General features: G+C 50.1%; 9 protein-coding genes. All 9 read left to right on the top strand.

What is annotated here, in order from left to right; translation table 11 throughout:
- The first annotated feature begins 27 nt into the window (after nt 1-27).
- The 9 genes from AC4IE7_RS08145 (at nt 28) to AC4IE7_RS08105 (ending at nt 13,070) form a co-directional block, all read left to right on the top strand.
- Nucleotides 28-252 (top strand): HypC/HybG/HupF family hydrogenase formation chaperone, encoded by a 225-nt coding sequence (locus tag AC4IE7_RS08145; protein ID WP_490776323.1) that lies wholly within the window; start codon nt 28-30, stop codon nt 250-252.
- The gene (hypD, locus tag AC4IE7_RS08140) at nt 249-1,388 is read left to right on the top strand and encodes a hydrogenase formation protein HypD (RefSeq protein ID WP_490776322.1); all 1,140 of its coding nucleotides are present in this window, start codon (nt 249-251) and stop codon (nt 1,386-1,388) included. Before AC4IE7_RS08145 ends, hypD begins: the two co-directional genes overlap by 4 nt.
- A gap of 25 nt (nt 1,389-1,413) precedes the next feature.
- Nucleotides 1,414-2,463, top strand: coding sequence for a hydrogenase expression/formation protein HypE (gene hypE, locus AC4IE7_RS08135; protein WP_490776321.1), 1,050 nt, complete (start codon nt 1,414-1,416; stop codon nt 2,461-2,463).
- Nucleotides 2,464-2,476: 13 nt separating this feature from the next.
- Nucleotides 2,477-4,183: a hydrogenase maturation protein gene (locus tag AC4IE7_RS08130; RefSeq protein ID WP_490776320.1), complete on the top strand. Its 1,707-nt coding sequence runs from the start codon at nt 2,477-2,479 to the stop codon at nt 4,181-4,183.
- Nucleotides 4,180-5,658 (top strand): sigma-54-dependent transcriptional regulator, encoded by a 1,479-nt coding sequence (locus AC4IE7_RS08125; RefSeq protein WP_490776319.1) that lies wholly within the window; start codon nt 4,180-4,182, stop codon nt 5,656-5,658. Before AC4IE7_RS08130 ends, AC4IE7_RS08125 begins: the two co-directional genes overlap by 4 nt.
- A 163-nt stretch (nt 5,659-5,821) precedes the next feature.
- The gene (locus AC4IE7_RS08120) at nt 5,822-7,192 is read left to right on the top strand and encodes a PAS domain-containing sensor histidine kinase (protein WP_490776318.1); all 1,371 of its coding nucleotides are present in this window, start codon (nt 5,822-5,824) and stop codon (nt 7,190-7,192) included.
- Nucleotides 7,185-8,204 carry an NADH-quinone oxidoreductase subunit B family protein gene (locus AC4IE7_RS08115; protein ID WP_490776317.1) on the top strand — a complete coding sequence of 340 codons (1,020 nt, stop codon included), beginning with the start codon at nt 7,185-7,187 and terminating at the stop codon, nt 8,202-8,204. The genes AC4IE7_RS08120 and AC4IE7_RS08115 overlap by 8 nt, the downstream gene beginning before the upstream one ends.
- Nucleotides 8,201-9,649, top strand: a complete 1,449-nt coding sequence (locus AC4IE7_RS08110) for a nickel-dependent hydrogenase large subunit (RefSeq protein WP_490776316.1) — start codon at nt 8,201-8,203, stop codon at nt 9,647-9,649. Before AC4IE7_RS08115 ends, AC4IE7_RS08110 begins: the two co-directional genes overlap by 4 nt.
- A 424-nt stretch (nt 9,650-10,073) precedes the next feature.
- Nucleotides 10,074-13,070, top strand: coding sequence for a chemotaxis protein CheB (locus AC4IE7_RS08105; protein WP_490776315.1), 2,997 nt, complete (start codon nt 10,074-10,076; stop codon nt 13,068-13,070).
- Nucleotide 13,071 lies beyond the last annotated feature (1 nt).

Below are 13,071 nucleotides of genomic sequence, written 5' to 3'. Positions count from 1 at the left end.
CACCAACAACTGCTGGAGTAAACGAAAATGTGTCTGGCCATACCGGCAAAAGTTGTCGCCATCAATGAGCTTGGGGATAACGCAACCGTAGCGCTGGGTGAAGTCAAGAAGGAGGTCTCCCTGGCGTTGGTTGATGATGTAAGAGTGGATGATTTTTTACTCATCCATGTAGGTTATGCACTCAATAAAGTCAGCGAGGAAGAGGCGCAGAGAACTCTGGAACTCTTTGCCCAGGCCGGGGTGACACCATGAAATATGTAGATGAGTTTCGACAGCACAAACTGGCAAAACAGTTGGCGGCAGCGATCAGACAAGAGGTTGATGTTGACAGAAACTACAATTTGATGGAGTTCTGTGGTGGTCATACCCATGCGATTTTCCGTTATGGGGTAGAGGATCTGATGCCGGACAATGTGCGCTTTGTGCATGGGCCAGGCTGTCCTGTCTGTGTGCTTCCGGTGGGACGTATTGATAGTGCGATTCATCTGGTTGAAGCTGAGGATGTCATTCTTTGCACTTACGGCGACCTGCTGCGTGTACCGGCAAGCGGACGTAACAGTCTGATCAAAGTCAAAGCCGCAGGCGGTGATGTAAGAATGGTCTATTCAACCCAGGATGCGTTGAAGATCGCTCGGGAAAATCCCCATCGGGAAGTGGTTTTTCTGGCGATCGGTTTTGAGACTACCACCCCTCCCAGTGCTGTCGCACTGCAGCAGGCGAAACAGCAGGGGCTGAAAAATTTCAGTCTGTTTTGTAATCATGTGCTGACCCCGGCAGCAATACAAAATATTCTTGAGTCGCCTGAAGTACGAGAGATTGGTTCTGTCTCTATTCACGGTTTCTTTGGTCCCTCTCATGTCAGTTCAGTCATCGGCAGTCGTCCCTATGAGTTTTTTGCCGAAGAGTTTCAACGGCCGGTTGTGATTGCCGGATTCGAACCCCTGGATGTTATGCAGTCTGCATTGATGTTGATTCGTCAACTGAATGAGGGGCGTTTTGAAGTAGAGAATGAATATACCCGGGTAGTGACCCGTGACGGTAATCGAAAGGCACAAAAGCTGGTTGCCGATGTATTCGAACTTCGTCGCAGTTTTGAGTGGCGTGGTTTGGGCATGGTGCCCTACAGTGCCTTACGCATTAAATCGGACTACCAGGAGTTTGATGCTGAGCAACGTTTTAAGATTCCGGTGAGCCAGGCCAAAGAGGTCAAAGGGTGTGAATGTCCCGCCATCCTGCGTGGCGCTAAACGACCTACCGACTGCAAGCTGTTTGGTGTGGTCTGTACACCGGATAACCCTATGGGGTCCTGTATGGTCTCATCTGAAGGGGCTTGCGCGGCTTATTGGAGTTATGGGCGTTTTCGTCTACCGGAGACAAAAAGCGCATGAACAGATCATTGACTGAGGTGATCCTATGAACGCGGTTGTAAAACCTTTTCCGCTACGACTCGATACCCGTAATGCTAAGGTCGACATGACCCATGGCAGTGGTGGACGAGCAATGGCGCAGTTGATAGAAGAGCTGTTTTTAAAACACTTCGACAACGAACTACTGCGGCAGGCCAATGATCAGGCCAGTTTTGAAGTGGACGCCGGACGAATGGTGATGAGTGTGGATGGACATGTTATCTCGCCACTCTTTTTCCCCGGCGGCGATATCGGCTCCCTTGCGGTTCATGGCACCATCAATGATGTGGCTATGTCCGGTGCCCGACCCAGTTATCTCTCTGCAGGCTTTATTCTGGAGGAGGGGTTTCCTCTTGCAGATCTGGAGCGCATCGTAATCAGTATGGCCCAGGCTGCCAGTGATGCGGGTGTGCCGATAGTAACCGGTGATACCAAGGTGGTGGAAAAAGGTAAGGGGGATGGTGTCTTCATCACAACCACAGGTATCGGAGTTGTGCCGAAAGGGGTCGCTATTTCCGGCGACCGCGCTCAGGTTGGTGATGTGATCCTGGTTAACGGCACTATGGGTGACCATGGTGTGACCATCATGTCGAGCCGGGAGAACCTGACCTTTGAGACAACGTTAACCTCTGACTCAGCTGCCTTGCACCACTTGGTAGAGAAGATGGTGGATAGAGCGCCCGACATTCACTGTCTGCGTGATCCCACCCGGGGTGGTCTGGCGACGACATTGAATGAATTGGCTCGTCAATCTCAAGTCGGTATGCATCTGCTTGAAGCGGATATTCCAGTCAAACCGGCAGTGGCTTCCGCCTGTGAGCTGCTTGGTCTGGATCCGCTTTATGTGGCCAATGAGGGTAAGTTGATCTGTATCTGTTCCGCAGAAGATGCAGAGCAGTTATTGCCGGTTATGCGACAGCATCCATTGGGACGAGAGAGCGCCATCATTGGGCGGGTAACCGAAGATCCTCACCACTTTGTGCAGATGGAGACGCTGTTTGGTGGCAGCCGGGTGGTTGACTGGCTCTCCGGTGAACAGCTGCCAAGAATCTGCTGATCAGGTCATATCAATGCGTATACTGTTTTTGACACACGCTTTTAACAGCCTCACCCAGAGGTTGTTTATAGAGCTTGAAGCTCAAGGCCATCAGCTGTCGGTCGAATTTGATATCAACGATACAGTTGCGCAAGAGGCAGTTTCTCTTTTTACACCCGATTTGATTATTGCCCCTTTCCTGAAGCGGGCCATAGCGGAATCGATCTGGCGTAACCAGACCTGTCTTGTGGTGCATCCCGGTATACCCGGTGATCGGGGGCCATCATCCCTGGATTGGGCGATTCTTCAAGGGCAATCCCGTTGGGGGGTGACTGTTTTACAGGCCAATGGCGAAATGGATGGTGGTGATATCTGGGCCAGTTGTGAGTTTGAAATGCGCCAGGCCAGCAAGGGCAGTCTCTACAGAAATGAAGTAACAGAAGCCGCGGTGCAAGCTGTGCTGCTTGCGGTTGATCGTTTTCAGGGCGGTGAATATAAACCGCAGTCCCAGAAGCATCTTGACCCTTTAACCAGTGGAGATTGGCAGCCGCTCATGCCTCAGGCAGAACGCGCTATCGACTGGAACTCGGATACTACCGATCAGGTTATCAAAAAGATCCACTCCGCTGATGGTATGCCAGGGGTTAAACAGGAACTCTTTGGCCAGACATTCTATCTCTACGATGTCAGGGCAGAGTCCAGACTATCCGGCAAACCTGGTGAGCTCATTGCCAGATGCGGTGCAGGGATCTGTATTGCCACACTTGATGGCGCTGTCTGGATTGGTCATCTCAAAGCCTGTGACGGCGAGCATCACTTTAAACTGCCTGCCAGCCTCTTGCTGGCTGATGAGGTGAGCAATCTGCCTGAAATCGAAGCGGATGAAGAGAGTGGCTACCGTGAAATCTGGTATCAAGAGGCTGACCGGGTCGGCTATCTACACTTTCCATTTTATAACGGTGCTATGAGTACCAAGCAGTGTCAGGATTTACTCGATGCATACCGTCTTGCAAAGCAGTGTGATACCCAGGCGATTGTACTTTTAGGAGGCCCCGATTACTGGTCGAACGGCATGCACCTCAACTGCATTGAAGCGGCTGACAGTCCCGCTGATGCCTCTTGGGAAAACATCAATGCCATTGATGATCTTGCGCTGGAAATCGTTACCACTGAAAGCCATCTGACAATTGCCGCTCTGCAAGGCAATGCAGGCGCCGGAGGTGTTTTTCTGGCCAGGGCTGCGGATGAGGTATGGGCCAGAAAAGGCGTGATCCTGAATCCCCATTACAAGGATATGGGAAACCTCTATGGCTCAGAGTATTGGAGTTATCTGCTACCCCGCTATGTCGGGGAAGAGCATGCTGTAACCATCGTCAACAATCGTCTGCCGTTGGGTGTACCCCAGGCTGCTGAATTGCAGTTGGTCGATCGGGTCGTTGATAGCAGCAGTCAGTTATTCATTTCTCAGGTCAAACGTCTTGCGGTATCGATGATAGGTGCACCAGCGTTTGCAAAGCGTCTACATTATAAGAATGTTCGCCGCAGTGCGGATGAGCGTCAAAAACCCCTGTCTAGTTACAGGGAAGAGGAACTGGAACAGATGAAACGCAATTTCTACGGCTTTGATCCAAGCTACCATATTGCCCGGTACAACTTTGTACACAAGGTTGCCAAGTCCCGCACACCACTGACGATCGCTCGACATCGTCGTAGTGACACAATCTGGAAATATGCATCATGAGCCCACGTCCTACTGTTTTGATAGTTGATGATGAAGTCCGCAGTTTGGAGACGCTTGAGAGAATCTTAGAGGATGACTTCGATATTCAGACTGCTCAGAATGTCGAACAGGCCAGACTCATTCTGCAGAGCAAATGGGTGCAGCTTATCCTCTGCGATCAGCGTATGCCCGATATGACTGGTGTGGAGTTTCTAAAACAGGTTCGTGAACAGTGGCCCGATGTGATTCGGATGATCATCTCAGGTTATACCGATTCTGAAGATATCATCAGCGCAGTAAATGAAGCGGGTATCTACCAGTTCATTACCAAACCCTGGCATCCGGACAGTCTGATTCTACTGTTGAAGAATGCAGCTGAACTATTCGAGTTACAGCGCAAGAATGAGGTTCTCAGTGTCGAGTTGAAGATGTCCCCCAGTCGTCTGCAATCGTTGATGGATAAAAAAAGCAAGCGACTGCGTGAGGATTACAGTTGCGATGATCAGATTGTACGCAGCCCCCAAAGCTGCATGAATCAGGTCTGCGAAAAGATACGAAGAGTCTCACCCTATGACATCTCTGTGTTACTGACCGGTGAATCCGGAACAGGTAAAGAGTTGGCAGCCCGGGCGCTGCACTACAACAGTAATCGTTGGCAACAACCCTTCGTGGTTGAGAATTGCGGCGCACTGCCCGACGAACTGCTGGAGAGTGAGTTGTTTGGATATAAACGAGGCGCCTTTACCGGAGCGGTGGAAGATCGTGCCGGACTGTTTGAACGAGCCAATGGTGGCACGGTGTTTCTTGACGAAGTGGGGGAAGTTTCACCCGCATTTCAAGTGAAGTTACTTCGAGTGTTGCAAGAGGGTGAGATACGCCCGCTGGGCAGCAGTCAGACCCGGCAGGTTGATGTACGCATCATTGCTGCCACCAACCGGGACTTGGAACAAGAGGTGAGAGAGGGACGATTTCGTGAGGATCTCTACTACCGACTGGCCTCAGTAACGATACAGTTGCCGGCACTGCGCGAACGCAAGATAGATATTCCATTGATCGCCAACACTATCCTTGAGGCCTCAATCAAACAGTTGGGCAAAGAAGTTGAGGGCTTTACTACTGAAACCCTGGCCTGTATGCAGGCCTACCATTGGCCCGGTAATGTACGGGAACTGCAGAACGAAATCCGCCATATGTTAGTGATGGGGGAGAGTGATTTACTTGGCGCTGATCTACTCTCGCCAAGGGTTTTGAGAGCCGCGCCTGAAGAGTATGAAGCCGATATGCTGATGATGGGTGAGCTGCAAGGGTCACTCAAGGAGCGTGTTGAATCACTAGAGGCTCGTATTCTCAAAGAGTGTCTGATTCGTAATCGTTGGAATAAGAGCCAGGCAGCGAAAGAGATGGGGCTCTCACGTGTCGGTCTGCGCAGCAAACTGGAGCGTTATGGTTTGGAGAAGATCGAACAGCTTAGAGATGATGAAGATATGGTGGTCTGAGCCATTAGAGAAATAATTGGTTCGACAGGTACATTACCAATATGACGTAGGGTGCGGCCCTGCCGCACCAAACCCATAACATCGACAGTAAAACCATAAGATGCATACCTTATCAATACACTCAAATGACCCGGAATCAATGACCCATTAACATGGAGCAGTTATGACAGAGACCAAGCTATCTCAAACTACTAGCCTGATCGACAAGGTGGGTATGGAAACACCAATGGAATTCACCGAATCCACTGAGCATGCCTGGATCGATGTGATTCAGAAGATGGATAAGGTCTATGCCGATCTGGTGCATTATCAAGTGGAGCTGGAACAGAAGAACGCGGAGCTGGAAGAGACACAACAGTTTATCCGCAGCGTACTTGAGTCGATGACAGAGGTACTGATTGTTTGTGATGTGCAGGGTCGTATCCTGCAAGTGAATCAGGCATTGGAGGATCTGACCGGTAAACCTGAAAGCGAATGGTTGCATCGATCTTTTGTCGAACTTTTCGGTTCTGAGTCGCAATCACTGGTAGGTGGGTTCGCAGAAAAATTAGGCAGTGATGCGATTGTCGATTGTGAAGTGAGTCTGCAAACCCTCGAAGGGGGCACCATGCCTCTGGCGATGAACTGCTCCTCCCGTTACGACGTTAAAGGACGCCTAATGGGTATGGTATTGATAGGCCGGCCCGTTGGAGAACTGAGACGAGCCTATGAGAAACTCAACAAGGCGCATGGCGATCTGAAACAGACCCAGGAGCAGTTGGTTCATTCTGAGAAGATGGCTTCACTCGGTCGCCTGGTGGCTGGTGTTGCTCATGAGTTGAACAATCCAATCAGTGTTGTGTTCGGAAATATGCATGCTTTGAAACGCTACGCTGAAAGGATCAACGGCTATCTGACTGAAGTAGGGGGTCACCTGCAACCTGAACTTCATCAACAACTTCGTGAAAATCATCGTATCGATCGCATTGAATCGGATATGGGGCCATTGATCGAAGGCACCATGGAGGGGGCTGAACGCATCAGTAACATTGTACTTGATCTGCGACGCTACTCCGGAGTGCAAAAAGAGAGTGAGGAATCCTTCGACCTGCATCAAGTGATTAAAACAGCCATCCACTGGGTTGTGAAAGCGGCGCGGGAGCAGTTGGAAGTCATATTTGATTTAAGGGGAGAATTTCTGATTACCGGACGTCAGGGGCAGGTTCACCAGATTCTCATCAACCTTTTGCAGAATGCTATCGATGTCATGGAGGGACAACAAAAACCAAGACTGACCATCCACTGTGTTAAAGAAAATGAGAACGTCCTGGTCAGTGTTAAAGATGAAGGCGCAGGTATTCCAAAGCAGGATCTGAAAAAGATATTCGACCCATTCTTTACCACTAAAGAGGTAGGCAAGGGAACCGGTCTTGGACTCTACATCAGCTACGGCTTGGCAAGAGATATGGGGGGGGACCTGAAGGCAGGTAATCACCCTGAGGGTGGCGCCATCTTTACCCTTCAACTTCCACGCAACGGAGCTGGCGATGGCTGAAACTGAGCACCAGCCTCTGAATCTGCTATGGCTGCAATCCGGCGGCTGTGGCGGTTGCACACTCTCTCTGCTCTGTGCCGAGGCTCCGGATATTTTTACCACACTGCAGAGTGCGGGAATCAATCTGCTCTGGCACCCTTCAATCAGTGAAGCTTCAGGCAGTGAACTGATAGAGCTGTTGCAGAATATTCTGCATGGAGAGGTGCCTCTTGATCTGCTCTGTCTCGAGGGTTCGGTGGTGTGTGGACCTAATGGTAGCGGTAAATTTCATCGACTGGCCGGTACTGGTCAACCGATGATGCAATGGATTGAAAAACTTGCCAAGGTGGCGCGGCATGTGGTCGCTGTTGGTAGTTGTGCCGCCTATGGGGGCATCACCGCAGCAGGCGGTAATCCCAGTGAATCCTGCGGTCTCCAGTATGATGAGAGTATTGAAGGGGGCTTGTTGGGTAAGCAGTTCGCTGACCAGGAGGGGCTGCCTGTTATCAATATTGCTGGTTGTCCAGTACACCCCAACTGGGTCAGCGAAACTCTGCTACAGATCGCCTGTGGTGAGCTGAAGCATGAGCACCTTGATCGCTATGGTCGTCCTCGAAGCTATGCAGATCATCTGGTTCATCATGGTTGCCCACGCAATGAGTACTATGAATATAAGGCCAGTGCCGAAAAGTCCTCTGACCTGGGTTGTATGATGGAGCACATGGGGTGCTTGGGCACTCAGGCCCATGCCGACTGCAATACCCGTCTGTGGAATGGAGAAGGGTCCTGCTTAAGGGGAGGATACGCCTGCATCAACTGTACTGCGCCAGGCTTTGAAGAGCCGGGACACCCCTTCACAGAGACACCAAAGATTGCCGGTATACCGGTTGGCTTGCCTACCGATATGCCCAAGGCCTGGTTCGTTGCTCTGGCCTCATTAGCCAAGGCCGCTACGCCTAAACGCCTCAAAGAGAATGCAGTGGCAGACCATATTCGAGTACCTCCAAGCCGTAAATTGAGTGATAAATCATGAGTCGACGCATTGTTGGTCCCTTCAATCGGGTGGAAGGGGATCTGGAGGTCAAGTTGGAGATAGAAAACGAGCAGGTCACCTCTGCTCAAGTCTCCTCATCCCTCTATCGAGGCTTCGAGCAGATCTTACAAGGTAAAGACCCAGGTGATGCACTGGTCTATACACCAAGGATCTGCGGTATCTGCTCCGTATCCCAATCGGTTGCAGCTGCCCGTGCCCTGTCTGAGTTGTCAGGTGTTGCCATGCCATCAAACGGCGACCTATCAATCAACCTGATTCTGGCGAATGAGAATGTGGCGGATCATCTGACCCATTTCTATCTCTTTTTCATGCCCGATTTTGCCCGTGAGACCTACAGTAACGAAGCCTGGTATCCCGGAATCGCAGAACGGTTCCGCGCACAAACCGGTACAGCAGCCCCTGAGATGCTGGCAGCCCGCGCTCAGTTTATGCACCTGATGGGATTGATGGCTGGCAAGTGGCCCCATAGTCTGGCGATACAGCCCGGTGGTGTCAGCCGCTCGATTGAGATGCAAGAGAAAGCCAGGCTGCAGGCGATACTGTTCGGTTTTCGCCGTTTCCTGGAGAGCCGGCTTTTTGGTGATACTCTGGAGAGAATCGACGCCCTGGCTTCTGCCGAGGCGCTTCAGGAATGGATAGCTGATCACCCCCTTGACCACAGCGATTTCAGATCTTTTCTTGAAGTGGCAGCGCAACTCAAACTGGATCAACTTGGAAGAGGCAGCGACCGCTTTATGAGTTACGGGGCCTACCAGTTGCTGGGTCAGTATAGCTTTCGCCAAGGTGTCTGGGATCAGGGAGCGGCTGCTCTGGATACTTCACTGATTACCGAGGATATCAGCCACAGCTGGATGAAATACCAGGCTGCCCCCAAGCATCCCTTCGAGGGTATTACACTACCCGATGCGGATGTTGCAGAGGCCTATAGCTGGTGTAAGGCGCCTCGTCTGGATGGCAAAGTTATAGAGGTCGGTGCCTTGGCCCGACAGCAGATTGATGGCCATCCACTGATTCGGGATCTGGTATCTCAAAGCGGTGGAAATGTAAGAAACCGAGTAATCGCCAGGCTGTTGGAGATTGCACGGGCGGTGATGTTAATGGAGTCCTGGGTCAGGGAGATCCACCCCAAGGAGCCCTTCTGTAATCACGCCTCAATGCCCAAGGAAGCGCAAGGGGCTGGCTTGGTGGAGGCAGCCCGAGGGAGTCTGGGGCACTGGATAAAGATCAGACACGGACGCATTCTCAACTATCAGATAGTTGCGCCAACCACCTGGAATTTTTCACCTCGTGATGCCGCTGGGCAACCCGGCGCCCTCGAATTGGCTCTACAAGGTGCTCCTCTCAGAGCAGGGGAGAAAGATCCAGTCTCAGTACAACATATTGTCCGCTCCTTCGATCCCTGCATGGTTTGTACAGTCCATTAAAGATATCTTTGTCGAAACATATCGACTATTCTCAACCCGACATATTGAATTGCCGGGTTAATGGTTAACTTCCAATAGCTTTTGGTGGGCCCTACCCAATTCAGGGTATAAAGCTGTTATTAAACATCGCCTTTAAATAGAGCTATTCGTGGTTCTAACTCTATTAACTCTTAGGGAGTTCTGAGCAAGCTTTGTAGCGACACCTTGCCGATAAAATATGCTCTCTTCGTTTCTGAGCTTAATGGACTATAGACAAGGCATTAACTAGAATTGGAAATATAGGGATCATTAGCTTGTTTTATTCATTTGATCAGGTACCGGTTTATACCATTCTTTGCTAACGCGACCATGGAAATTACCTGAAAGTTTAAATCTGCTAGATTACTCGCAGATCTATTTAATCTGTATTTAAGGGATTACCTTCATGGCCGGTAGCAATAAACCCAAAAGTGGCACTCAGGCCGCTTCCCGCAAAAAAAAGCAGCCGAAAAGATCAGCTAGTAAAAAAACAACTGAAAAACATATAGATACACCTATTGTTGGAATCGCTGCTTCAGCTGGTGGGCTGAAGGCTTTCAAATCTCTGCTCTCCAAGCTGCCTGGCGATTCAGGAATAAGTTTTGTACTGATTCAGCATCTCTCTCCCAACCATAAATCGATACTGTCAGAACTGCTTAGCAAGGATTGTCATCTACCCGTTGTAGAGATTACCGATGGTATGACCATTGCCCCTGATCATGTCTATGTCATACCGCCAAATGAGCAATTGACTCTGTTACATAACACTCTGATTTTCCTGCCTAATGTCGATAATAAACGACACTATAATCCCGCTGATGTTTTTTTTCAGAGTCTGGCCGAGGATCGAGGTGCAGCAGCCGTTGGGGTTGTGCTTTCAGGAACAGCCTCAGATGGCACTCTGGGTTGCCGCGCCATCAAGGAGGTCGGTGGCATAACCTTCGCTCAGGATAACGAGAGTGCAGAGTATGACGGCATGCCGGCAAATGCAGTAGCAGCCGGCTGTATCGATTTTGTTTTAGCACCGGCAGAGATTGCCAAGGAGTTGGTTCGGATTGCTAAACACGCTTCACTGCGCCCCAGTGTAGCTGTAGACCATGATGAGGAGGTTCTCACCGCCACGCCTGAACAGCTGAATAAAATTTTCATACTACTACGGGCACGTACCGGTAACGATTTTTCCTACTACAAGGCGACAACCATTAAACGGCGTATAAATCGTCGCATGCTGCTACACAAAATCGATCGGATCTCCCAATATATTGTCTTGCTGCAGAAAGAGCCGCAAGAGATAGATGCTCTGTTCCAGGATATCCTGATTAATGTGACAGCCTTTTTTCGCGACCCTGAAAGTTTTGAGGGTTTACAAGCTAGCGTCTTTCCAAAGCTGCTGGACAAGCGGCCAAAAGATGCATCAATCCGGATCTGGGTGCCAGGATGCTCGACAGGTCAGGAAGTCTACTCAATTGCGATTTCACTGATTGAATATCTTGGTGGTCGGGTCACTAGTTTTCCGATCCAGATATTCGGCAGCGATATCGACCAAAGCGCCATCGAGAAAGCACGTAGTGGAATCTACCCCGAAAATATAGAGGATGAGATCTCCCGTGTGCGCCTGAACCGCTACTTTCACAAGGTCTCAGGAGGTTATCAAGTCAACAAACAGTTACGGGATATGTGTGTGTTTGCGGTGCATAATGTGATTAAGGATCCACCTTTTTCACGTCTCGACCTGATCAGTTGTCGGAATCTTCTGATCTATCTAGGTAGCACACTGCAGAAGAAGGTGTTGCAGGTGTTTCACTATGCTTTGCAACCCAATGGATTCTTACTGCTTGGCTCTTCTGAAACCATAGGCAGTCTGGCTGACCTGTATGCCCTGAAAGATAAAAAAGCCAAGATATACCAGAAGAAATCAGTTGCTGCACATCTCAAAAACGATATGGTTTTTCGATCGAATCATAATCCTGTGACTATTGAGATCCCTCAGATCACCCACGATAGTGGACAGGTCTACGATCTTGAGAGAGAGGCTGACCGTCTACTGCTGGATAAATATGTTCCTCCCGGGATTATTGTCAATCCTGACCAAATGGTTGTCAGATTTCTCGGACGTACCTGGCCCTATATCGAACCCTCAAATGGGGCAGCCTCCCTTAATCTATATAAGATTGCCCATCCGGATCTGGTTGTCGAATTGCGTGCTGCTATCCACAATATCACCAAAGAGGGCGGCAGAGTGCGTAAGGAAAATGTTCGATTAAAGGTCGATGGTGAACCGCTGCGCGTGGATATTCAGGTGTTGTCGCTGGGCGGGGCGATCCAGGGTGAGGATAATCTGCTGGTGATGTTCGAACCACACCCGGCACCAACGATAGAGCAGTCAGTCGCTGGAGAATTAACACCTGGAGATAGTGAAAACTTCGAAGCTCTGTCAGCACGTAACGCCGAGTTGGAACGAGAAGTAACGACTACTCGTGAATACATGCAGTCAATTGTTGAAGAACAAGAGGGTACCAATGAGGAGTTGCGTTCTGCAAATGAAGAGATCCAGTCCACCAATGAGGAGTTGCAGAGCACAAACGAGGAGATGGAGACCGCTAAAGAGGAGTTGCAATCCGCCAACGAGGAGTTGTCCACCGTCAACGAGGAGTTGGAGACTCGCAATCAGGAGCTGGCCCGCTCCAATGATGACCTGACCAATCTGTTATCGAGTGTCAATCTACCGATCCTGATGCTTGGGCCAGATCTACGCATACGCCAGTTTACCCAAGCGGCGGAGAAACTGCTTAACCTTATCGATACCGATGTGGGCAGGCCTATCGGTAATATCAAACCAAATATTGAGATTGGCGATTTAGAGTCGGAAGTCTTGCACGTGATCGATACGATGGTCACAAAGTCAATAGAGATAGAAGATGATCAGGGCCACTGGTACTCGGTCCGCATACGCCCATATAGGACACTGGACAATCATATTGATGGCGCAGTGATCACTTTTATCGATATCGATGCGATAAAGGATATCGACCGCATCAAAAAATCGCTGCAAGAGGAGATGCGTTTGGCCGCAGTTGTAAGGGATTCGAGTGACGCCATAACTGTGCAGGATCTGGATGGCAATATTCAAGCCTGGAATCCTGCAGCCGAGCGTCTCTACGGCTACACTGAACAGGAAGCTCTAAGCTTGAATGTAAAACAGATCGTCCCGAATAGTGGTCAGGCAGATCTGGCGAAGCTGCTGCAAGCCATTCAAGAGGGAAAAAATATAGATCCAATAGAGCTGGAACGAGTAACGAAAGCTGGCGATATATTGAAGGTCTGGCTGGTAGCCAGTGCCCTGCTGGATGGACATGGGAAACCCTTTGCCCTCTCTACAGCAGAACGTGTGATGGCTAACTGAA

The organism is Candidatus Thiodiazotropha sp. AKAK3, assembly GCF_058244645.1.
The sequence above is the reverse complement of the archived record's forward strand: the minus strand, read 5'-3'. Positions and strand labels throughout refer to the sequence as shown.

Coding starts and splice junctions, on each gene's coding strand:
- hypD (WP_490776322.1), top strand. CDS start 249: ATGAAATATGTAGATGAGTTTCGACAGCACAAACTGGCAAAACAGTTG.
- AC4IE7_RS08115 (WP_490776317.1), top strand. CDS start 7,185: ATGGCTGAAACTGAGCACCAGCCTCTGAATCTGCTATGGCTGCAATCC.
- AC4IE7_RS08145 (WP_490776323.1), top strand. CDS start 28: ATGTGTCTGGCCATACCGGCAAAAGTTGTCGCCATCAATGAGCTTGGG.
- AC4IE7_RS08105 (WP_490776315.1), top strand. CDS start 10,074: ATGGCCGGTAGCAATAAACCCAAAAGTGGCACTCAGGCCGCTTCCCGC.
- AC4IE7_RS08130 (WP_490776320.1), top strand. CDS start 2,477: ATGCGTATACTGTTTTTGACACACGCTTTTAACAGCCTCACCCAGAGG.
- hypE (WP_490776321.1), top strand. CDS start 1,414: ATGAACGCGGTTGTAAAACCTTTTCCGCTACGACTCGATACCCGTAAT.
- AC4IE7_RS08125 (WP_490776319.1), top strand. CDS start 4,180: ATGAGCCCACGTCCTACTGTTTTGATAGTTGATGATGAAGTCCGCAGT.
- AC4IE7_RS08110 (WP_490776316.1), top strand. CDS start 8,201: ATGAGTCGACGCATTGTTGGTCCCTTCAATCGGGTGGAAGGGGATCTG.
- AC4IE7_RS08120 (WP_490776318.1), top strand. CDS start 5,822: ATGACAGAGACCAAGCTATCTCAAACTACTAGCCTGATCGACAAGGTG.